The sequence below is a fragment of the Glycomyces luteolus genome (genome assembly GCF_027622875.1).
Taxonomy (GTDB): domain Bacteria; phylum Actinomycetota; class Actinomycetes; order Mycobacteriales; family Micromonosporaceae; genus Glycomyces; species Glycomyces luteolus.
This window is the reverse complement of the sequence record NZ_JAPZVP010000001.1, coordinates 217,969-239,131: the sequence shown is the minus strand read 5'-3', so window position 1 is coordinate 239,131 and position 21,163 is coordinate 217,969. Positions and strand designations below refer to the sequence as shown.

General features: G+C 71.2%; 18 protein-coding genes and 2 pseudogenes. 11 read left to right on the top strand and 9 right to left on the bottom strand.

Annotated features, from left to right (window positions below; all coding sequences use genetic code 11):
- Nucleotides 1-77 precede the first annotated feature (77 nt).
- On the bottom strand, nt 78-479 hold the full coding sequence (gene trxA / locus O1R50_RS01105) for a thioredoxin (RefSeq protein ID WP_270107984.1): 402 nt from the start codon (nt 477-479) through the stop codon (nt 78-80).
- 117 nt (nt 480-596) lie between these two features.
- On the opposite strand from trxA, the gene O1R50_RS01100 reads away from it, so the two are divergent.
- The 8 genes and pseudogenes from O1R50_RS01100 (at nt 597) to O1R50_RS01065 (ending at nt 10,246) form a co-directional block, all read left to right on the top strand.
- The gene (locus O1R50_RS01100) at nt 597-1,766 is read left to right on the top strand and encodes a PucR family transcriptional regulator (RefSeq protein ID WP_270107983.1); all 1,170 of its coding nucleotides are present in this window, start codon (nt 597-599) and stop codon (nt 1,764-1,766) included.
- Between the two features lie 93 nt (nt 1,767-1,859).
- Nucleotides 1,860-2,768, top strand: a pseudogene (locus O1R50_RS01095) (ACP S-malonyltransferase); the annotation flags it as partial.
- 14 nt (nt 2,769-2,782) lie between these two features.
- Complete coding sequence (locus O1R50_RS01090; protein ID WP_270107981.1) at nt 2,783-3,736, top strand: beta-ketoacyl-ACP synthase III; 954 nt, start codon at nt 2,783-2,785, stop codon at nt 3,734-3,736.
- A gap of 26 nt (nt 3,737-3,762) precedes the next feature.
- Nucleotides 3,763-3,999: an acyl carrier protein gene (locus tag O1R50_RS01085; protein WP_408612572.1), complete on the top strand. Its 237-nt coding sequence runs from the start codon at nt 3,763-3,765 to the stop codon at nt 3,997-3,999.
- 2 nt (nt 4,000-4,001) lie between these two features.
- Nucleotides 4,002-5,219, top strand: coding sequence for a beta-ketoacyl-ACP synthase II (gene fabF, locus O1R50_RS01080; RefSeq protein ID WP_270107979.1), 1,218 nt, complete (start codon nt 4,002-4,004; stop codon nt 5,217-5,219).
- Nucleotides 5,220-5,633: 414 nt separating this feature from the next.
- Entirely contained in the window at nt 5,634-6,839 is a 1,206-nt protein-coding gene (locus tag O1R50_RS01075) for a DUF418 domain-containing protein (RefSeq protein WP_270107977.1), read from the top strand.
- A gap of 78 nt (nt 6,840-6,917) precedes the next feature.
- Nucleotides 6,918-7,457: a hypothetical protein gene (locus O1R50_RS01070; RefSeq protein ID WP_270107976.1), complete on the top strand. Its 540-nt coding sequence runs from the start codon at nt 6,918-6,920 to the stop codon at nt 7,455-7,457.
- Between the two features lie 95 nt (nt 7,458-7,552).
- Complete coding sequence (locus O1R50_RS01065; protein ID WP_270107975.1) at nt 7,553-10,246, top strand: Dyp-type peroxidase; 2,694 nt, start codon at nt 7,553-7,555, stop codon at nt 10,244-10,246.
- A 54-nt stretch (nt 10,247-10,300) separates the two neighbouring features.
- On the opposite strand, the gene O1R50_RS01060 is transcribed toward O1R50_RS01065, so the two are convergent.
- Entirely contained in the window at nt 10,301-11,137 is an 837-nt protein-coding gene (locus tag O1R50_RS01060; protein WP_270107974.1) for a phosphoribosylaminoimidazolesuccinocarboxamide synthase, read from the bottom strand.
- 170 nt (nt 11,138-11,307) lie between these two features.
- Here O1R50_RS01060 and lipA point away from each other — a divergent pair, with 170 nt between their 5' ends.
- Nucleotides 11,308-12,216: a lipoyl synthase gene (gene lipA, locus O1R50_RS01055; RefSeq protein ID WP_408612571.1), complete on the top strand. Its 909-nt coding sequence runs from the start codon at nt 11,308-11,310 to the stop codon at nt 12,214-12,216.
- Nucleotides 12,217-12,246: 30 nt separating this feature from the next.
- Nucleotides 12,247-12,942: a DUF4191 family protein gene (locus tag O1R50_RS01050; RefSeq protein WP_270107972.1), complete on the top strand. Its 696-nt coding sequence runs from the start codon at nt 12,247-12,249 to the stop codon at nt 12,940-12,942.
- A gap of 107 nt (nt 12,943-13,049) precedes the next feature.
- On the opposite strand, the gene O1R50_RS01045 is transcribed toward O1R50_RS01050, so the two are convergent.
- The 3 genes from O1R50_RS01045 to O1R50_RS01035 all read right to left on the bottom strand — a co-directional run bounded on the left by O1R50_RS01045 (nt 13,050) and on the right by O1R50_RS01035 (nt 16,096).
- Complete coding sequence (locus O1R50_RS01045; RefSeq protein WP_270107971.1) at nt 13,050-13,460, bottom strand: DUF3040 domain-containing protein; 411 nt, start codon at nt 13,458-13,460, stop codon at nt 13,050-13,052.
- Between the two features lie 170 nt (nt 13,461-13,630).
- Nucleotides 13,631-14,815 carry a DNA polymerase IV gene (gene dinB, locus O1R50_RS01040; protein WP_408612570.1) on the bottom strand — a complete coding sequence of 395 codons (1,185 nt, stop codon included), beginning with the start codon at nt 14,813-14,815 and terminating at the stop codon, nt 13,631-13,633.
- A 120-nt stretch (nt 14,816-14,935) separates the two neighbouring features.
- Nucleotides 14,936-16,096: an alkaline phosphatase family protein gene (locus tag O1R50_RS01035; protein WP_270107969.1), complete on the bottom strand. Its 1,161-nt coding sequence runs from the start codon at nt 16,094-16,096 to the stop codon at nt 14,936-14,938.
- A 206-nt stretch (nt 16,097-16,302) separates the two neighbouring features.
- Between O1R50_RS01035 and O1R50_RS01030 the strand changes: the two genes are divergently transcribed.
- Nucleotides 16,303-17,406 carry a hypothetical protein gene (locus tag O1R50_RS01030; protein ID WP_270107968.1) on the top strand — a complete coding sequence of 368 codons (1,104 nt, stop codon included), beginning with the start codon at nt 16,303-16,305 and terminating at the stop codon, nt 17,404-17,406.
- A 38-nt stretch (nt 17,407-17,444) separates the two neighbouring features.
- On the opposite strand, the pseudogene O1R50_RS26205 reads toward O1R50_RS01030, so the two are convergent.
- The 4 genes and pseudogenes from O1R50_RS26205 to O1R50_RS01005 all read right to left on the bottom strand — a co-directional run bounded on the left by O1R50_RS26205 (nt 17,445) and on the right by O1R50_RS01005 (nt 21,021).
- Nucleotides 17,445-18,108: pseudogene (locus O1R50_RS26205) on the bottom strand (response regulator).
- 88 nt (nt 18,109-18,196) lie between these two features.
- Nucleotides 18,197-19,354: a sensor histidine kinase gene (locus O1R50_RS01015; protein ID WP_270107966.1), complete on the bottom strand. Its 1,158-nt coding sequence runs from the start codon at nt 19,352-19,354 to the stop codon at nt 18,197-18,199.
- 105 nt (nt 19,355-19,459) lie between these two features.
- Nucleotides 19,460-20,230 (bottom strand): methyltransferase domain-containing protein, encoded by a 771-nt coding sequence (locus O1R50_RS01010; RefSeq protein ID WP_270107965.1) that lies wholly within the window; start codon nt 20,228-20,230, stop codon nt 19,460-19,462.
- 194 nt (nt 20,231-20,424) lie between these two features.
- Nucleotides 20,425-21,021 (bottom strand): maleylpyruvate isomerase family mycothiol-dependent enzyme, encoded by a 597-nt coding sequence (locus tag O1R50_RS01005; protein ID WP_270107964.1) that lies wholly within the window; start codon nt 21,019-21,021, stop codon nt 20,425-20,427.
- Between the last annotated feature and the right edge of the window lie 142 nt (nt 21,022-21,163).

The following is a 21,163-nucleotide window of genomic DNA, read 5'->3' as shown; positions in this document are numbered from 1 at the left end:
CGGCCCCCCCCCCCCCCCCCCCCGGGGGGGGCCCCCCCGCCCCCCCCCCCCCCCCCCCCCCTTCGACGTGCCCGGGCCTAGTGGCTGTGGCCTTCGTGATCGTGGTGGTCGTGGCCTTCGGCCTCTTCCTTCTCGATCTCGGCGCGCACGGCGTCCATGTCGAGCTCCTTGACCTTGCCGATGATCTCCTCGAGGGCGGCCGGCGGGAGCGCGCCGGGCTGGCTGTAGAGGAGGATGCCGTCGCGGAACGCCATGAGCGTGGGGATCGACTGGATCCCGGCCTCGCCCGAGAGCTCCGGCTGGTCCTCGGTGTCGATCTTCCCGAAGACGACGTCAGGGTGCTTCTCGCTCGACGCCTCGAACGTCGGAGCGAACATCTTGCACGGGCCGCACCAGTCGGCCCACCAGTCCACCAGCACGATGCCGTTGCCGGTGACGGTCTCTTCGAAGTTGTCCTTGGTCAGTGCAACCGTGGCCATATGGCCGCCTCTCTGTCGTGGCTTCAGTCGTGCTCTTCCGCGCAACAGTAGTGGCGCCCGAGCTATTCCGACAGACGGCCATGCGCGGCGCGCGCCACGTCTGGCAGGCTATAGGGCATGGATCTGGCCACGACCATTCAGAACATCGAACGCTCCTCTTCGGCGCTGACGACGCAGTCCCTCACCCGGATGGACGAACGCCTGCCCTGGTTCCGCGACCTGCCCGCCGAGCAGCGCTCGATGGTCACCCTGGTGGCCCAGGCCGGGGTGCGGCAGTTCCTGGAATGGCTGCGCAACGGCGGCGAGGACCTCGGCACCTCCGACATGGTCTTCGAGGCCGCCCCCGTCGAGCTCGCCCGCGCCATCAGCCTCCAGCACACCGTCGCCCTCATCCAGGTCGTCATCGACGTGGTCGAGGAGCAGGTGCCCGCGCTCGCCGCCGAAGGCGAGACGGACCAGCTGCGCGAATCGGTGCTGCGCTTCAGCCGCGAGATCGCCTTCGCCTCGGCACGCGTGTACGCCCGCGCCGCCGAGACCCGGGGCGCCTGGGACGCGCGCCTCCAGGCGATGCTCGTCGACGCGCTCCTGCGCGGCGACAACTCCGACGAGCTCATCAGCCGCGCCGCGGCCCTCGGCTGGTCCGAGACGCAGACCATCACCGTCGTCTGCGGCGCCACCCCCGGCGGCGAGGCCACGCTCGTGCTCCACTCCGTCCAGCGCGCCGCCAGGCGGCTCGGACTCGACATCCTCGCGGGCGTCCACGGCGCCCGCCTCGTGCTCCTCCTCGGCGGCGTCAAGGAACCCGTCGAGATCGTCGAGAAGCTCACCGGCCAGTTCGGCGACGGCCCGGTCGTGGTGGGCCCCACCGTGAACGGCCTCGCGGACGCGTCCACGTCAGCGCTCGCCGCCGTCGCCGGCCACCGGGCCGCCCCGGCCTGGCCCGACGCGCCCCGGCCCGTCACGGCGACCCAGCTGCTCCCGGAGCGGGCGATCGCCGGTGACGACGAGGCCCGCCGGACGCTGCGCGAGAGCGTCTACATGACGCTGCGCCGCGCGGGCGGCGAACTGCTGGAGACCATGGACGCGTTCATCGCCTCCGGCGGCGTCCTCGAGGGGACCGCGCGCGAGCTCTACGTCCACCCCAACACGGTCCGGTACCGCCTCCGCCGTATCCAAGAGGTGACCGGTTTCTCCCCCACCGAACCGCATGAGGCCTTCGTCCTGCGTGTGGGGTTGACCATAGGGCGCCTCGAGAACGCCTCGAGCACCCGGCGTTCTCGCAGTTGACAACGAGTGTTGTAGATTCTCTACAAGAACTTAACGGGCTTTCAGTCCTCCGACTGCTCCCGTATCACCTGTTGTCGATGCGAAAGTCTTAGTGTGCTTGCCATTCTCGCTCCCGGGCAGGGCTCGCAGAAGCCCGGGTTCCTGACGCCGTGGATCGAAGACCCCTCCGCCGAGGCCCGCCTCCGCGAGTGGTCGGAGATCATCGACCTCGACCTCGTCCGCCTCGGCACGACCGCCGAGCAGGACGAGATCACCGACACCGCCAACACCCAGCCGCTGCTCGTGGCCGCCGGGCTGCTGGCCGCCGAGCGGCTGCTCGCCGGCGACCTGGCCGAAGCGGACCTCGTCGTCGCCGGCCACTCCGTCGGCGAGCTCACCGCCCTCGCGATCGCCGGGGTCCTGACCCCCGAGGCCGCCGTCCGCCTCGCCGCCGTGCGCGGCCGCGAGATGGCCGCCGCGTGCAACATCGAGCCGACCACGATGGCCGCCGTCCTCGGCGGGGTCGAGGACGAGGTCCTCGCCGCGATCGAATCGGCCGGAGCCTGGCCCGCGAACCGCAACGGCGCCGGCCAGATCGTCGCCGCGGGCCCCGTGGCCGCCATCGAGAAGCTCACCCAGAGCCCGCCCGAGAAGGCCCGGGTCATCACCCTGAAGGTCGCCGGCGCGTTCCACACGCCGCACATGGCGCCCGCGCAGGAGGCGCTCGAAGCCGTCGCCGCCGGGATCGCCACCGCCGACCCGGTGCGGACGCTCCTGTCCAACCGGGACGGCAAGGCCGTGGCCTCCGGCAAGACCGCCTTGCAGCAGATCGTGGCACAGGTCACCTCACCAGTCAGGTGGGATGCCTGCATGAGTACGCTTGAAGGACTGGGCGTCACGGCGGTCATCGAGCTGCCGCCTGCAGGGACGCTCACCGGACTGGCCAAGCGGGCACTCAAGGGCGTCGACCGTGTCAACGTGAACACCCCCGAGGACCTGGCCGCTGCCGCCGGACTCGCAGCGAATGAAGGAGTCGAGTGAGCGTCAACGGATCGCGTGTCGTCAGCGTCGGCCACTACCAGCCGGAGAAGGTCCTCACCAACGAAGACCTGTCCAAGATCGTCGACACGAACGACGAGTGGATCGTCTCGCGCGTCGGCATCAAGGAACGCCGCATCGCCGCCGACGACGAGAAGGTGGCCGACATGGCCGTCCACGCCGCCCGGCAGGCCCTCGAGAACTCCGGGTACGGCCCGGGCGACATCGACATGGTCATCGTCGCGACGGTCTCCGCCAAGGACACCTGCCCCAACACCGCCTGCCGCGTCGCCGAGGCCCTCGGCCTCAGCGTGCCTGCGGCGATCGACATCAACACCGCCTGCTCCGGCTTCGAGTACGCACTGGCCCAGGCGGACATGGCGATCAGGGTCGGCAGTGCCAAGCGCGCCATCGTCATCGGGGCCGAGAAGCTCACCGCCGTCACCGACTGGGAGGACCGCAGCTCGTGCGTCCTCTTCGGCGACGGAGCCGGCGCGGTCATCGTCGAGGGCACCGACAACCCGGAGCTGGCCATCAGCCCGGTCGTGTGGGGCTCCGAGCCGTCGATGAGCGACGTCATCCGCATCGAGGAGGACGTCCCGTTCATCAAGCAGGCCGGCCAGACCGTGTTCCGCTGGGCCACCACCCAGCTGGCGCCGCTCATCGAGCGGGTCGCGGACCGGGCGGGCCTCAAGATCAACGAACTCGCGGCCTTCGTGCCGCACCAGGCGAACCTGCGGATCATCCAGGGCATCGTCAAGCGCCTCGATTTCAGCGACGACTGCGTCATCGCCGAGGATATCGTCTACTCCGGCAACACGTCCGCGGCATCGGTGCCGCTGGCGCTGTCGAAGTTGGTACAAAGTGGCAAGGTGGCCTCCGGCGCCCCGATCCTCCTGTTCGGATTCGGCGGCGGACTCACCTACGCCGGGCAAGTCATCCGCTGCCCGTAATTATCGAGAGGAAATAACTCATGGCTCTGTCTCGTGACGAGATCCGCGAAGGCCTGTCCGACATTCTCGAAGAGGTCGCGGGTGTCAACCCCGACGATGTCGCCGACGCCAAGTCGTTCACCGACGACCTGGACGTCGACTCGCTCGCCATGGTCGAGGTCGTCGTCGCCGCCGAAGAGAAGTTCGGCGTGAAGATCCCTGACGACGAGGTCGCCAACCTCAAGACCGTCGGCGACGCCGTCTCCTACATCGAAAAGGGCTAAATGTGACTGAGGTAGTCGTTACCGGACTCGGCGCCACCACACCCCTCGGCGGGGATGTGGCGTCGACCTGGGAAGCACTCGTGGCCGGACGGTCGGGTGTCCACCTGCTCGAGCACGAATGGGCACAGGAACTCCCCTGCCGTATCGCCGCCGAGCTGGCGGTGGAGCCCTCCGAGGTCCTGCCTCGGGTCCGGCTGCGCCGTCTCGACCGCTCCGAGCAGATCGCGCTCGTCGCGGCTCAGCAGGCGTGGGATGACGCGGGGCTGAGCGACGACCTCGACAAGGAACGCCTGGGCGTCGTCTTCGGTTCCGGCATCGGCGGGGCGCTGACGCTGCTCGCCCAGGACGACATCCTGGAGCAGAGCGGCGCCCGCAAGGTCTCTCCGTTCACGGTGCCAATGCTCATGCCCAACGGCCCCGCCGCCGTCGTCGGCCTGGAGTTCGGCGCCCAGGCCGGCGTGCACGCCCCCACCAGCGCGTGCGCCACCTCGGCCGAGGCGATCTCGTGGGCCGCCGACATGATCCGCGTCGGCCGCGCCGACGTGGTCGTGGCGGGCGGCGCGGAGGCCGTCATCGGCGGCCTGCCGATGGCCGGATTCTCCTCGATGAAGGCCATGTCGACCCGCAACGACGACCCGACGCACGCTTCCAGGCCTTGGGACCGCGACCGCGACGGGTTCGTCATGGGCGAAGGCTCCGGCGCGCTCATCCTGGAGCGCCGCGACCACGCCGAGGCCCGCGGGGCGAAGATCTACGCCGTCGTGGCGGGCTCCGGCCTGACCTCCGACGGTTACGACATCGTCCAGCCCGACCCGGAGTGCCGGGGCGGCGGCCGGGCGATGGCGGCCGCGATCAAGCAGGCCGGCATCGACCCGAAGGAGATCGGCCACGTCAACGCCCACGCGACGTCCACTCCGGTCGGCGACATGGCGGAGATCAAGGGCATCAAGCGCGTCGTGGGCGACCACGTGGTGCTGACCGGGACCAAGTCCATGACCGGGCACCTGCTCGGCGGGGCGGGCGCGGTCGAGTCGATCGCGGCGATCCTGGCGATCGTCGAAGGGGTCATCCCTCCGACGATCAACCTCGAGAACCCCGACCCGGGCCTGGACCTGGACGTGGCGGCGAACGAGGCCCGCAAGGTCGAGCTGAACGCGGCGCTCAACACGGCCTTCGGCTTCGGCGGCCACAACGCGGCGCTCTTGTTCACGAAGGCGTAGCCGGAGTGAACCAGCGGCGCAGGACGAAGGCGTAGCCGGAGTGAACCAGCGGCGCAGCACGAAGGCGTAGCCATAGCGAACTGAAGGGCCCCAGCGCAAATGCGCTGGGGCCCTTCAGTTCGCCTTCGGGCGTGTCTCGGCGGGTCTACCAAAACGGACAGAGAAGGGGCCCGGCCTCGGCGAAGCTTGCGAGCCGCGACTTTGGTAGGCGCAAGAATCCTCCCGGGGTACGACATGTTCGCGAACGCGGTCCTTCCTCGGCATGAGACAGATCGGTACCGCAGGCTGGAGCATTCAAGGGTGGCCAGCACTACCGTCAAAGGCGGGGTCTGCGTACCCGTGCAGGGCACGCGGATTCCATACACTGAACCCGGAACCCACCGCAAGCCCGTCACGACCACAAAGGAGCTCGTCGTGTCCACCGCCACCCCGCTCGCCACCGCCGGTCCCCCCGGCCCGCCCACACCGATCACCAAGGCCGAGCGATCACTCGCGCCCGACATCGCACGCGGCTTCATGCTCCTGTTCATCGCCCTCGCGAACGTCCCGGTCCACTTGTGGGGCATGGGCCTCGACAAGTACAACCACAACACCGGCCAGTCGACCGCCGACCACATCGCCTACTTCGTGGAGCAGCTCCTCATCGCCGAGCGCTCCCGCCCGATGTTCGCGGTCCTCTACGGCTTCGGCATCGCCATCATGGCCTCGCGCATGTTCGCCCGCGGCATGGAGGCCAAGGGCGTCCGCAAGATCCTGCGCCGCCGGTCGTGGTGGCTCCTCGCGTTCGGCTTCCTCCACGCCGTCTTCCTGTTCTTCGGCGACATCCTCGCCCCGTACGGCGCGATGGGCCTGATCGCCCTGTTCTTCGTGCACCTCTCCGACAAGTCGCTCAAGAAGTGGCTCTGGGGTTCCATCGCCTACGTGGTGCTGATCGGCAACGCGATCATGGCGTACTTCTTCACCGTCGGCGGGCAGCAGCCGCCGGGCGACGACGGCCTGCCGCCGTACGTCGGCCAGCTCGTCATCGGCGCCATCGCCTCGCCGACCGCCGCGATCGCGATCGTGATCACCGGCTCGTTCTTCCCGCTGATCATCGCGGGCATGATGCTCCACCGCGCGGGCTGGATCGAGCACCCCGAATCGCACCTGCCGCAGCTGAAGAAGGTCTTCATCACCGGCATGATCGTGAACGTCCTCAGCTCGCTTCCCGTGGCGCTCATCGCGCTCGGCGCCTGGGAGCCCCCGGACGGGATCTGGATCGCCTCGGTGTACCTGACGCTCCTCGGCGGCCTGTACGCCGGGATCGGCTACATCTGCGGCTTCGCGCTCCTCGCGCACAAGCTGCGCGGTTTCGGCCGCCGGGGCGTGCCCGGGGCCCTCGCCGCGGTCGGCGAGCGGTCGCTCACCTGCTACCTGCTGCAGTCGTTCATCATGGCCCCGCTGCTCACCGCGTGGGGCTTCGGCCTCGGCGAGGACATGGGCTACCTCGCGGCGTTCGGCGTCGCGTTCGGGACCTGGCTGGCCACCGTGGCCGTCGCGGTCGCGCTCGACAGGGCCGGGAAGCGCGGCCCCTTCGAGGTCCTGCTGCGACGCCTGACCTACGGCCCCAAGCGGGCCTGACCGAACACCCGACACCCCCGCGTCGCATGGCCGACGCGGGGGTTCCGTCCGCTTGGGGCGGCGTGGCAGAATACGCGCGTGCAAGTGAGGGATGCTCCGTTCCGACTGCTGCGGGCCGCCGTGTTCGCCGCGGTCTCGGCGTCCGCCTCCCTCCTGCTGCACCTCTGGGGCGGCGGGAACGCCCCCAGCCCGCTCCAGTTCGCCGCCGCCGGCGGCCTGCTCTTCGCCGCCGCGTACGGCATCGGCGGACGCCAGCGCGGCTTCCTCACGCTGGCTCCACTGTGTCTCGCGGCGCAGTACGGGCTGCACGAGTGCTTCGAGCTAGGCGCCGCCGCCACGGCGGGCCACGCGCACGGCGCAGGCCTGAGCATGTGGCTGGTGCACCTCGCCGCGGCACTGGCGCAGGCGTCGTGGCTGGCGCGCGGTGATGCCGCGTTCGCGAGGCTGCTCGACGCGCTGACACTGTGCTTCGCGCGGGTGATCCGCGTGCTCGGCGCGGGCGCGCTCGTGGCGATCCGGCCGCGCCGGTTCACGTTGCGGGCGCAGACGCCGCGTCCGGTTCCGGCGGTCCGCACCCAGATCTCGCACCGCGGTCCACCGCTGTTCGCTTTCTCCTGAGTCCCTTTGTCCCCCAGCGCCTTCGGCGTTGACTCCTGCCCGGAGTCCGGTCGGCTTCGATGCCGCGTGCTCCCGGGCTGCTCAGAAAGCGAACCATGCCAGACAAACCAAGGATTTCGGCTGCCCTGAGGCAGCTGCTGCTCCGGCTGCATTTCTACGCCGGGATACTCATCGCCCCGTTCCTGCTGGTCTCGGCCGTGTCCGGGCTGGCCTACGCGCTCTCCTACCCGGTGGAGGGCGCGCTGTACTCGGATCTGCGCACTGTCGATGTCGGTGATGAGCGGTTGCGCCTCGCCGACCAGGTCGACGCCGTGACCGCCGCCCACCCGGATTGGACCGTGACGGCGGTTCGTCCCGCCGCGGAGGACGACGCGTCGACGGCGGTGCTGGTCGACGACGGTGTGGCCCGCGAATCGGGTGCGATCGCCGCGGCCTATGTCGATCCGTACACCGGCGAGGTGCTCGGCGACTCGACCACGTACGGGTCCTCGCAGGCCGGGCCGCTGCGCGAATGGATCTCGACGCTCCACGTGAACCTGCACCTCGGCGAGTCGGGCCGCCTGTACAGCGAGCTCGCGGCGAGCTGGCTGTGGGTGGTGGCGCTCGGCGGGCTGATCCTCTGGATCGCCCGGAAGCGCCGCTCGCGGGCGGCCGGCGGCCTGCTCCGTCCGAGGCCGACCGGCACCGGCCGTTCCCGGACCCTCGCCTGGCACGGGCCGGTCGGCCTGTGGCTGGTCGCGGTCCTGCTGTTCCTGTCGGTGACGGGCCTGACCTGGTCGCGGTACGCGGGCGAGCACGTCTCGGACCTCCGCGAGGCCCTGAGCTGGACCACGCGGGCCGTGGAGGTCGACTCGGGTGCGAGCGGCGGCGCCCACGCCGAGCACCACCACTCGGGTGCGGCGGGCGCCTCGCCGTTCGCGGTGGCGCTGCTCGACAGCGTGTACACGACCGCGCGCAACGCGGACATGAACGGCCCCTTGCAGATCACGCTGCCCACGGGCTCCGGCTCGCAATACCTGGTGGCCGAGACGCACCGGTCGCTGCCGCTGGAGCAGGACCAGATGGTCGTCGACACCGCTTCGGGCGCACCGGAGGTCGCCGAGGAGCTGCGGTTCGCGGACTGGCCGTTCATGGCGCAGGCGACGAACGTGCTCATCGCCGCGCATATGGGCCTGCTGTTCGGGCTGGCGAACCAGCTGCTGCTCGCGGCGGTGATGGTCGCGCTCGTCTGCATGATCGTGTGGGGCTACCGGATGTGGTGGCAGCGCCGTCCGAGAGGCGGGCTCATGGGCCGGCCGTATCCGCGCGGGTCGCTGCGGCAGCTGCCGTGGCCGCTGGTAGCGGGGATCGCGGTGGTCGCCGCCGGTGTCGGCTGGTTCCTCCCGCTGCTGGGGATCTCGCTGGCGGCGTTCATCGTGCTCGACGCACTTGCCGGATTGCGGGTGCGGTTCGGGAGGCCGCCTGAGGAGAACGAGCACGGCGAGGCAGTCGTCACGAGGCGGACCGCGCTGGCGGCGGCCACGATCACGGCGGCCGTCGGGGCTGGCGTGGGCGCCGCGATCGGTGAGAGCCCCGGGCATGAGGACGGCGGCGAGTCCGGGCACGACCACTCCGGTGCGGAGCCGTTCTACGGGGCCCGGCAGGCCGGGATCGAGACGCCTGCGCAGCGGCACGCGCTGTTCGCGGCGTTCGACCTGTCCGTGACCGGGCCGGGCACCGGTGCGGCGCTCGATGCGGCCGCGGTCGCGGCGAATCTGCAAGCGCTGCTGAAGGACTGGTCGGCGGTCGCCGCGGCGCTCGCCGCCGGCGAGGTCCCGCCGAAGGCGCCGGTCGACGGGGACGACCAGTTCGATGCCGAAGCGGTCGCCGCGGGGCTCGACCCGGCGCGGCTCACGGTGACGTTCGGGATCGGCCCGGCCGCGTTCGCGAAGGCCGGGCTGGAGGCCGTGCGGCCGTCGAAGCTGGCGGAGCTGCCGGAGTTCGCCGGGGACAAGCTGAACCCGGCCTGGTCGGGCGGGGACCTGCTGCTGCAGATCTGCGGGGAGGACCGGCAGGTGGTGAGCAACGCGTTCCTGGAGCTGCGCAAGCGGGCCGTCATTGGCGGCAGGCTGCTGTGGGTGCAGCACGGGTTCTCGTCGGCGCCTGAGGGCGGGACGCCGCGGAACCTCATGGGGTTCAAGGACGGCAGCGCGAACCCGCAGGCCGGGTCCGAGCTCTTCGACGAGCGCGTGTGGGCGGTCGATGCGGAGCCGTCGTGGTTCGAGGGCGGCACGTACCTGGTGTTCCGCAAGATCCGGATGAGGCTGCCTGACTGGTCGATGCTCACCGCCGAGGACCAGAACCTGACGTTCGGGCGCGAGCGGGACTCGGGTGCGCCGCTGAGCGGCGGCGGCGAGTTCGACCACCCGGACTTCGACGTGGTCGACAGCTCAGGGCTGCAAGCGGTCCCGGCGGATTCGCATGTGGCCGTCGTGCACGACGCGGCGATGGTCCGGCGCGGCTACAACTACGACTACGGGTTCCTGACGCAGGGCGACGTGAGTTCCGACGCGGCGACCGACGGGCACCTCGACGGGCACATGCACGCCGAGCACCCGTACGACGCGGGCCTGCTGTTCGCGTCGTTCCAGGCGGATCCGCAGGTGTTCATCGACACGCAGGAGAAGATGGCGGCCTCGGACCGGTTGAACGAGTTCATCACCGCCGAGGGCAGTGCGGTCTTCGCGCTCCCGCCGGGCGCGCCCGAGGGCGGCTACGTCGGCCAAGGGCTGTTCGAGACCTGGAGATGATGGTGGCGGTGCGGGCCGTTCGCGAGAGCGGCCCGCACTCATCGTGAGCCGGTGTCAGGACCAGCTGCGGCCGGTGAGGAGCTCGTACGCCTCGATGTAGCGGGCGAGTGTGGCGTCGACGATCGCCTGCGGGATCTCGGGGGCTTCGGCGTCGTCGGGCTTCCATCCGGTGGACTTGGCCCAGTCGCGCACGAACTGCTTGTCGAACGACGGCTGGGTCTGGCCGGGCTTCCAGGCGGCGGCGTCCCAGAAGCGGGACGAGTCGGAGGTGAGGACCTCGTCGGCGAGCCGGAGGGTGCCTTCGGCGTCGATCCCGAACTCCAGCTTGGTGTCCGCGATGATGATGCCCTTCTCCAGGGCGATCTCGGAACCGCGGCGGTAGACGGACATCGTGATGTCGCGGACGCGGGTGGCGAGATCGGCGCCGAGTGCGTCCTCGGTCTCCGCGAAGGTCATCGGCAGGTCGTGGTCGCCGACGTCGGCCTTGGAAGTGGGCGTGTAGATCGGTTCGGGGAGCTTCGAGCCGTCGACCAGGCCCGCGGGCAGGTCGATGCCGCACACGGACCCGCGCTTCTCGTACTCGGCGAGGCCGGAGCCGGTCAGGTAGCCGCGGACGACGGCCTCGACCTTGACCATGTCGAGGCGCTTGACGCGCACCGCCCGCCCGGCGAACTCGGCGGGCACGTCCTCGGCGGAGACGATGTGGTTCGGGACGATGTCGGCGAGCTGCTCGAACCACCAGAGGCTCAGGGCGGTCAGGAGGGCGCCCTTGCCGGGGATCGGTGTCGGCAGGACCACGTCGTAGACGCTGACGCGGTCGGAGGCGACGAGGATCAGGTCGCCGCCGTCGGCGTAGACGTCGCGGACCTTGCCCTGGTGAACGAGTTCCATTGTCACTCCCTTGTTCGCGGTGGCCACGGACCGGCGCGCTCCCATTAGACCAGCGGGAACGTCATCCTACGTTTCTCCGAAGCCGCCGCTGTGCGGAGCGACACCTGCCGTCCGGCGTCCGCGCGGCGTAGGCTGGGCCGGTGACTTCCGTACAGCCTGAAGGACGCCGGATGCTGCGCCTCGAAGTGCGCAACGCCCAGACCCCGATCGAGAAGAAACCCTCCTGGATCAAGGTCAAGGCCAAGACCGGCCCGGAATACACCGAACTGCGGGGCCTCGTCAAGAGCGAGGGCCTGCACACGGTCTGCCAAGAAGCCGGTTGTCCCAACATCTACGAATGCTGGGAGGACCGGGAGGCGACGTTCCTCATCGGCGGCTCCCAGTGCACCCGCCGCTGCGACTTCTGCCAGATCGACACCGGCAAGCCCGACGCGCTCGACCGCGACGAGCCGCGCCGCGTCGCCGAATCGGTGCAGACCATGGGCCTGAAATACGCCACGATCACCGGCGTCGCCCGCGACGACCTCGACGACGGCGGCGCCTGGCTCTACGCCGAGACCGTCCGCCAGATCCACGCGGCCGTCCCCGGCTGCGGCGTCGAGCTCCTCATCCCCGACTTCAACGCGGTCCCCGAGCAGCTCGCCGAGGTCTTCGCCTCCCGCCCGGAGGTGCTCGCGCACAACGTCGAGACCGTCCCGCGCATCTTCAAGCGCATCCGGCCCGCGTTCCGCTACGAGCGGTCCCTCGAAGTGATCACCAAGGCCCGCGAGGCCGGCCTGGTCACCAAGTCGAACCTCATCCTCGGCATGGGCGAGACCCGCGAGGAGATCTCCCAGGCGCTCAAGGACCTGCACGCCGCGGGCTGCGAGCTCATCACCATCACCCAGTACCTGCGGCCGACCAAGCGCCACCACCCGGTGGACCGGTGGGTCAAGCCCGAGGAGTTCGTGGAGCTCACCACCGAGGCCGAGGAGATCGGCTTCGCGGGCGTCATGAGCGGACCCCTGGTCCGCTCCTCGTACCGGGCCGGGCGGCTGTACCGACAGGCGATCGAAGCACGCGCCGCAGCCCCCGCATAACCCGTCCGACCGCCCACTAGAATTGACGACATGGCAAAGCAGCAGGAAAAAGAGACGTTCGGGTCCCGCCTGAAGACCATCGGGATGGCGATCAAGTTCACCCACCAGCGGGACAAGCTGTTCCTGCCGCTGGAAGCCGTCGCGATCCTGCTGCCCTTCGTGATCATCACCGCGCTGGTCATCTTCGCGAAGTTCTCGCTGCTCTGGTACGTCAGCGCCCTGTTCGTGGCACTCCTGGCCGGCCTGCTCGTGCTCAACATGCGCACCAGCAAAGTGGTGAACAAGGAGGCCGTCGGCAAACCGGGCGCGGCGTACGCGCTCATCGACGGCATCCGCGGCTGGCAGGTCACCCCCGGCGTCGCGGCCCTTTCGGAGACCCAGATGGTGCACCGCGCGGTCGGCAAGGCCGGCGTGGTCCTCCTCGGCGAGGGCGGCGGCAAGGTCCGCAAGCTCCTCGGCCAGGAGAAGAAGCGCATCTCCCGCGTCGTCGGCTCGGCCCCGGTCTACACGTTCCTCGTCGGCGAGACCGCCAACGACGACTTCTCGGTCACCGAAGTCCGCAAGCGCCTCATGAAGCTGCCCAAGAACATCGACTCCAAGGACGCCAACCACATCGCCAAGCGCCTCGACGCGCTCGGCATCGGCATGGCCATCCCGAAGGGCCCGATCCCGACCAGCGCCAACGCCGGCAAGGGCGCCCGCCGCGCGATGCTGCGAGGCCGCTAGCACCAGCGCAGTGCCGCAACGCACCCGAACATGAACCGGCCCGGCGGGGGAACTCCCCCGCCGGGCCGATCGCTCGCTGCCGGTCGTGCCGCAGCGCAAGCTGCTGACTAGAAGATGTCGCCGTTGTCGCGGCGGCGGCGCCACCGCTCCTCCATCCGGGAAGTGAAACCACCGGGCTTGGGGGACTTCGAGCCGCCGACAGGCCGACTGGCTTTGCCGTCGACCGCCTTCAGCTTCACATTCGTGCCGCGGCGCTGCGCCCAAAGGCCGAGGATCAAACCGCCGAACATGAGCACCGCGCCGATCGGGGCGCCGAACATGGCGACGTCGCCCCCTGCGATCACGGAGCCGATGACGACACCGATCCCGATGACCGTGACGATGCCGGCCAGGATGAGCCTGCGCCGGGTCACATGCGCCGGGTCGTGGGCGCGCACAGCAGAGGCGAACTGCGGGTCTTCGGACAAGGACTGCTCGATTTGCTCGAACAGGCGTTGTTCGTGATCGGAGAGCGGCACGACACTCCTCCTGCGTTAGTGCTCCACGGGGCCGTCGAAAAGCCGGCGGCCCCATTGCTTGCATCCAAGTCTACGAGGCTTTCGCCCGAGGCGGAAGGCAGTTCGTGCTTGAATCAGTCCGTTCTGGCCTGGATGCGCGAGCTGACGGGGACGCCCCGGCGCAATGGCGCTCACCGGCCCGGGTTCCCCGATTCCGGGGTGTCTACACGCGAGTCCCTGCGCTCGAGCCGACCCGCCGATCGGACCGCGCCCTTCCCGAATTTCGCGCTCGCCCGGTCGATCGCCGTCTCGATGTCGCGCCAGCCGTGCTCGGGCTCCCCGAGCGCCACCTGGCGGCCCACGGCGGCCGCCTCGACCAGGTGATCGAGCTTCACGCCGATGAGCCGCACCGGCGCCGTCGCCGCCGCGTCCGCCAGTTCCCTTGCCGCCGAGTAGATCTCGCGACCCACATCGGTGGGCGCGGTGAGCATCCTCGAACGCGTGATCGTGCGGAAGTCCCCGAACCGGATCTTCACCGTCACACCGCGGCCCGCCCAGCCCGCCGCGCGCGCCCTTGAGGCGACCTTCCGGGACAACTCCAGCAGCACCGGCCCCCACACCGCGCCGTCCGGGGCGTCGCGGTCGAACGTCGTCTCGTTGCTGATCGACTTCTCGACCCGCTCGGGCCGCACCGGCCGCGGGTCGATGTTCCGCGAGAGCGCGTACAGGTGCTCGGCGCTGGCGGTGCCCACCGAGGAGGCGAGGCTGTCGACGTCGAGGCGGGCCAGGTCGCCGACCGTGCGCATCCCGAGCCGGGTGAGCTTCTCGGCGGTCTTCTCACCGATGCCCCACACGGAGCGGATCGGCAGGCGGTGCAGGAACTCGAGCTCGGTGGCGGCGGGCACGACGCCGAGGCCGTCGGGTTTGGCGGCCTCGCTCGCGAGCTTCGACAGGAACTTCGTGGAGGCGATCCCGACGGTGCAGGTGATGCCGTGCTCGGCGCGCACGCGCTCGCGGATCGAACGGGCGATCTCGACGGGCGAGCCGATGAGCCGGCGCGCGCCCGCGACGTCGAGGAACGCCTCGTCGACCGAGATCGGCTGGACGTGCGGCGTGTACTCCCGGAAGATCGCCATGACCGCGCGCGAGACCTCGCCGTACGAGGTGGTGGGGGTCATGAACACGCCGTGCGGGCAGCGGCGGCGCGCGACCGCGGTCGGCAGGGCGGAGTGCACGCCGTACTTGCGGGCCTCATACGAGGCGGCCGCGACGACGCCGCGCGGGCCGAGCCCGGCGACGATCACGGGCTTGCCGCGCAGGGGCGGGTCGCGCGCGATCTCCACTGACGCGAAGAACGCGTCCATGTCGACGTGCATGATCCCGAGACCGTCATCGGACAGCTCGGGACCGATGAACCGATGAAGATCGCTGGCCACCCCCGAAGCCTAACCAGAGGGTCCGACAACCGCCCGCGACCGGGCGGCGGGTCCCCGCGCTCAGCCGTTGCGGTAGCTCCAGAGCGGGACCGCCATCTCCGCGGCCGTGAGGCCGCCGTGGTGGCCGATGAGCCTCGCCACGTGCGGCGGCTCGCCCTCGACCCCCACGATCGCGAACGTCTCCCGGCAGATCACCACCAGGTCCCCGATGCGCTCGCGGCTCGACTCCGTGACCTTCGGCCCGAACCAGCCGCGGTCGATCGCCTCGTCCTTCCCGATCACCTCGGCGCGCCCGGCGACCGCCTCCGTCCACGCCTGCCGGACATCCTCGATCGCGCCCGGCGCGGCGTACAGGTACCGCATCCGCCCGTCGCCCGCGACCGCCTCGACCGCGTGCGTCAGGTCGGGCCGCCGGTCCACGTGCAGCCGGTCCGTCACGTTCACCATGCCGTGGTCGGCGGTCACCAGCAGCGCCGCGTCCCTCGGCAGGCCCGTGAGGATCCCGTCGATCGCCTCGGCGACCACCGCGACCGCGTCGAGCCACTGCGGCGAGCCGATCCCGTGGAAGTGCCCGGCGGTGTCCACGTCAGGCAGGTACGCGTACACGAGGCTCCGGTCCCCGCGCGCCAGCGCCGCCAGGGTCCCCTCGGCGACCTCGTGCGGCGCGATCGCGGGGAGCCAGTCGGCGCCGCGGTAGATCGCGCGGGTCAGGCCGGTGTCGCGGAACGTCCCGTTCGAGACGACCGTGCAGACCACGCCCTCCGCATCGGCCTGCTCGAAGCAGGTCGGCTCGGGCTGCCAGGTCTCGGGGTCGGGGGCGCCCTCCCAGCGGATGTGGGTGACCAGGTCGCCGGTGTCGGGCACGCGGACGGTGAAGCCGATGATGCCGTGTTCGCCGGGCGGCAGCCCGCACGCGAGGGACGCGAGGCTGATCGGGGTCGAGGACGGCACGGTGGCGGTGATGGGGGTGAGGGTGCCGAGTTCGCCGTGGTACATCGCGCCGACGGTGGCGCTGGCCTGTGCGGCCTGGCCGAGGAGGTGGAAGCCGAAGCCGTCGAGGAGGAGTACGGCGATGCGGCGGACGCCGTCGAGCTCGGCACTGCGCAGGTTCACGCCTCGAGTGGGGATTCCAAGGGCCGCAAGGGCTGTCGGCATGACATCGGCGAGGGTGCCGGTGCCGTAGGCGGGCTGCGTCGCCGTGAGGTACGGGCTCGAAGGCATGGCCCGAGGCTAGCCGGTTTCGTGTCGTTTCGGCCACACCAGGTGCGGATGCGGCATGTCCGGTGGCGGCCGCTTCGGGCCGGTCGCTGCCCGATGCTGCGCGGCCGTGCGCCTGGGGCGGTCACGTTCGAGCACGGCGCCCGCATGGCGGTGCACGGTCGCACCGTTCCGCGACCCTTGGCGAACAACGTTCATATCCTGGTGCTATGTCCCAGAATCCGAGCCAGGGCGTACCGCCTGAAGGCGGGGACCCGTCTGAGTCCCCGTGGCAGCCTCCGGTCGGGCCCGACCCGCAGCACCCGCAGAGCGGCCCCGGACCGCAGTCGCCGGCTCCCGGCCCGCCGGCTCCCGGCCCGCCGCCGCCCGGCTGGCACCCGCCGACCGGCGGCACCGGCCCGCCGTCCGGCAGCCCGCAGGGGGGCCAGTACCAGGGCGCGCCGCAGTATCCGGGAGGGCAGGGCCCGCCGTATCCGCCGCCCGGCGGACCGGGCGCGTACGGGCAGTACCAGTACGGGCCGCCGCCGCGCCCGAACGGCAAGCACACTGGACTGATCGTCGGTGCCGTCATCGCCGTGGGCGTCCTGATCGCGGGCGTGCTCGGCGTGGTCGGCTTCAACATGCTGAGCGACGGGAACGACGAGGCCGCACCCGAATCGAGCGCCTCCGAAGCCCCCACCGGGGAGGGGCCGACCGGGGAGGGGCCGACCGCGGAGGAGCCCACTGGGGACGAGCCCGCCCGTCCGGACGTGCCGGCCACGTCGTGCCTGCCGTACGAGCCGGTGCTCGCGCCGTTCGGTTTCGACCTGACGACCGGGTGCGAAACCCCTGACGCGTTCTGGCGGATCACGAACTCGAGCGACACGACCGCCGCCTCCGTCACGCCGGAGGGGACGCTCGCCAACGTCCAGGTCGCCATCGACCTGTGCGGCGACGACTACGCCCGGCTGCAACCGGGCGAGCTGTGGAAGGACTGGTACTTCACTTACGACAACGCGACCCTCGTCGTCGAGCAGCTGGTGTGCGTCGAAGCGCTCGGCAACCCGGACGCGAGCGGGCGCACGCCGATCATGCCCGACACCGGCGACTGCTTCGACAACAGCGACCGGTGGTGGACGGTCCCGTGCGAGCAGCCCGAGGCGCTGTACACGGTGGTCGACACGGTCGCGGTCGATCCGCCGCGGGAGATGACGCTCGACGAGGCCGAGGCGGAGTCCGCGCCGTGCTCGGGCGGCGCCCTCTTCTGGCAGATCGTGGACGCCGAAGGGCGCACGACCCACGTCCTCTGCGGCGACGAGCTGTTACTCGCGTGACCATGGCGCCCGCGGACCCGGAACCCGCGGGCGCCCTTTCACGCTTCGGGGATGTCGAGGCCCGACCGGTAGGCGATGGCGACGAGTCCGGCCCGGTCGCGCGCGCCGAGTTTCGACAGGAGTTTTCCGACGTGGGTGCGGACGGTGGCGGGGCTGATGTAGAGGCGTTCGCCGATCTCGTCGTTGGCCAGTCCCGTGGCGACCCAGCGGAGGATCTCGAGTTCGCGTTCGGTGAGGCCGCCGAGGTTCGGGTGGGGTTTCCCGGTGCCGGTGCCGCGTTCGGCGTAGGCGTTGATGACCTTGCGGGTCACGTCGGGGCTGAGCAGGGAGTCGCCCGCGGCGGCGAGGCGCACGGCCTTCAGGAGGTCGTCGGGGGGGCGCGTCCTTCATGACGAAGCCGGCGGCGCCGTTGGAGAGGGCGTCGAAGATGTAGTCGTCGACTTCGAAGGTCGTGATCATGACGACGCGGGTGGCGGCCAGGTTGGTGTCGCGGCTGATGCGCCGCAGCACTTCGAGCCCGTCGATGCCGGGCATGCGGATGTCGAGGAGCGCCACGTCGGGCCGCAGCCGAGAGACGAGGTCCCATGCTTCCTCGCCGTTCTCGGCCTCGGCGGCGATGTGGATGTCGTCCTCGCTGTTGAAGAGGTTGCGCAGGGCCATCCTGATGAGGCTCTGGTCGTCGGCGATCACGAGTTCGATCATGCGCGGTCCTTCGTCGGCGGGCTGGGGAGCCGATCGGCTCGGGCGGGGGCGGTCGCGGGCCGCCGGTCGCGGCTGGGTCTGAGGGCCGTCATTCGGTGCTGGGGTGGTAGGGCATGTCGGCTTTGACGGCGAAGCCGCCGCCGGGTCTGGGTGCGGCGCTGAACACGCCGCCGCTGGTCAGCACCCGCTCCATCATGCCGGTCACGCCTTGGCCTATCCGGTCCAGGTCGATGGGTCCGCCGCGGCCGTCGTCCTCGACGAGGATCCGGATCCACCTCGGGTCGCAGTCGATGCGGACGGTGGCCTTGGTCGCCTCGGCGTGGCGGATGACGTTGGTCAGCGACTCCTGGACCACCCGGTAGGCGGTGGCGGCGAGGTTCGTCGGTACGAGTCCGGGTTCTCCGGAGATCGCGCACTCGACGTCGAGGCCGCCGGTGCGCACTGCCGCCGCCAGGGACGGGATGTCGCCGATCGCGCCGGTCGGACGCAGGTCGGGCTGGCGGCCCTGGCGCAGCGGCGCGAGGGTCGCGCGCAGGTCCTGGAGCGCGCGGGTGGAGGCGTCGCGGATGGCCTGGAGGTTCTCGACCACTTCGGGCGGTGCGCCTTGCCGCTGGCCAAGGCTGTGCTTTTCAAGGACGTGCAGCGCCACACCGGCGTTCATGCTGACCACGGCGAGGCTGTGGCCGACCACGTCGTGGATCTCGCGTGCCATCTCGACGCGTTCGTCGGCCCGGTAGCGCTCGCGTTCGGCCTCGCGTTCCCGCGACCGGGCATGGCGGGCCTCGCGGACGATCCGGCCGCCCGCCGCGGCGATGCCGAGCCACACGACGGTGATGCTGGCGTTCACCCACAGGTCGCCGATGTCGTTGAGCACGAACGTCTGGAAGGCGGTGTTGACCGCGGCGAGCCCGGCCAGGACGGCGAGGACGGTCTTGAGCGGCCGCGCGAACGCGAAGGAGAAGACCGCGACCGCCGGGAGCATGTAGATCGGCCCTTCGGGCAGGCCGAGGTACAGGTACAGGTACAGGCCGGCCAGGGATCCGGCGAGGGCGGCCTCGGGCCAGCGGCGGCGCACCGCCAGGAACGCGGCGGTGGCGCCGATGAGGACGAACGCGAGCGGCCCCGGGTGGTGGTCGCTCGCGGCGCCGATCGTGGTGCCGCTCGCGAGGACGCCGAGGAGCGCGGCGAGCCCGATGTCGAAGGCGAGGGCCGGAATCCTGGTCCTGGGGGCGGCTGGCGTGGTCACTCGTCCAGGCTACGGTCCGGCGGCCCCGTCGCCTTCGGCGTGCGGACGTAGTCGCGCCTACGCGTCTCGGCGTAGACGCGGCCGGCGGGAGGCGTCCGGGCCCGGTCAGCGCATGGGTTTGCGGGCGAGCAGGTGGATGTGGGTGGCCATGTCCCGGAAGGGGACTCGGGAGGCGGTGGCGAGTTCGAACTCGCGCAGGGCCTCGCCGGTGCCGGTCTCGCCCTTCCCGGCGGAGGCCGGGAGGAGGTCGCCGACGACGCCGACGCCGTGGACCTGCTCGGTGACGAGCCCGGAGCCGCCGACGAGCGCGGTGAGCGTGGCGGTCTCGAAGCGGCGCTTGATGGTGTCGCGGCCTTCGATGACGCCGTCGACGTGAGTGAGGAGGTCGAGCGCGGCCTGGAAGTGCCCGGCGAGGGCCTTGCCGAAGACGGCGGCGATGCGGTTGGCGACGAGGATGCTCACCGCGCCGCCGGGCGCGCAGACCCGGCCGAGCGCGTCGAGCGCGCTGTCGGGGTAGTCGACCATCTCCAGGACCGAGTGGCACAGCACGAGGTCGGCGGTGCCGGGTTCGGCCACGTCGGGGAGTTCGTCGGCGTCGGCCTGCACGGCGCGGACGCGGTCGGTGACGCCCGCGTCGGCGGCGCGCTGGTGCAGTGAGGCGAGCGCGTTGGCGCTGGGTTCGACGACGGTCACGTCGTGGCCGAGTTCGGCGAGGGGCACGGCGAAGCCGCCGGAGCCGCCGCCGACGTCGAGGATGCGGAGGGTCGCTCCGGTGCCTGCGGCGAATCGCTCGATCTCGGCCGACAGGACCGACCACACGACGGCCATGCGGGGGTGGTGCCCGGTGTGCGTGATCTCTTTGGGAATGTCGACCATGCGGCACAGCCTAGCGCCGCTGCGCCGCTCGGGGTAGGAGGGCGAGATGAACGGGCGCGGGCGGAACCGTACCGGGCGGCGGGCGGGCCGGTCCGGCGCGATCGCACGGGTTCGCCCGAGGGTGAGGCGAGACGGACGGCCTCGCGGGGGTGCGGGCCGGCAGTGCGCGCCGCGGCCCCGGTCGGGGCGTCGGGTCACACCTCGGTGTCGGCGCCTCGCAATGCGGCGACGGCGTCGGCGTCGCCGGTGAGGCGGACTCGGGCGGCGTCGCGGCGGCCGCTGAGGTACAGCAGCAGTTCGGTCGGTGCGCCTTGCAGGACCGCGCCTCCGGGCGGCCCGAACCGGCGGGGCTCACCGGAGGGCGGGCGCAGTTCCAGGCCGTGGGGCCGGATCTGGCGGGCGGCGCGCCGGCCGACGAAGCCGCTGATGCGCCAGGCGAGCGCTTCGAGGTCGGGGCGGTCGGTGCGCGGTCCGAGCCCGTTGGCGCGCCGGACGTCCTCGTGGTGGATGAAGTATTCGAGGCCGTTCATGAGGGTGCGGAGTCCCGGTATCCGCCACGGCACGGCCGGCGGCCCGCCGCGGAGCCGGTCGATGAGGGCCGGGAGGCCTTTGGCCTTCTCGGCGGCCATGTGCTCGTCGGTGCCGCGCGTGAAGTGCTCGCGCAGTACCAGGTGCGCGGCGAGGTCGATGGTGTCCCATCCCTCGCAGAGCGTCGGCGCGTCAGGGCCGAGTTCGGCCAGCAGGTCGCACAGTTCCTCGCGTTCGCGCATGTCGATCGGTGCACTGCTCATCGCGTCGCTCCCTCGCCCGGGCTCCGGGGCGGGAGCCGTCGGCTCCGATGCTATGCCGCCGCGGGGGGGGCGGGGGGGGGGGGCGCGGGGGGGGGGGGGGGGGGTGGGGGGGGGGCGGGGGGGGGGGTGGGGGGGGGGGCGG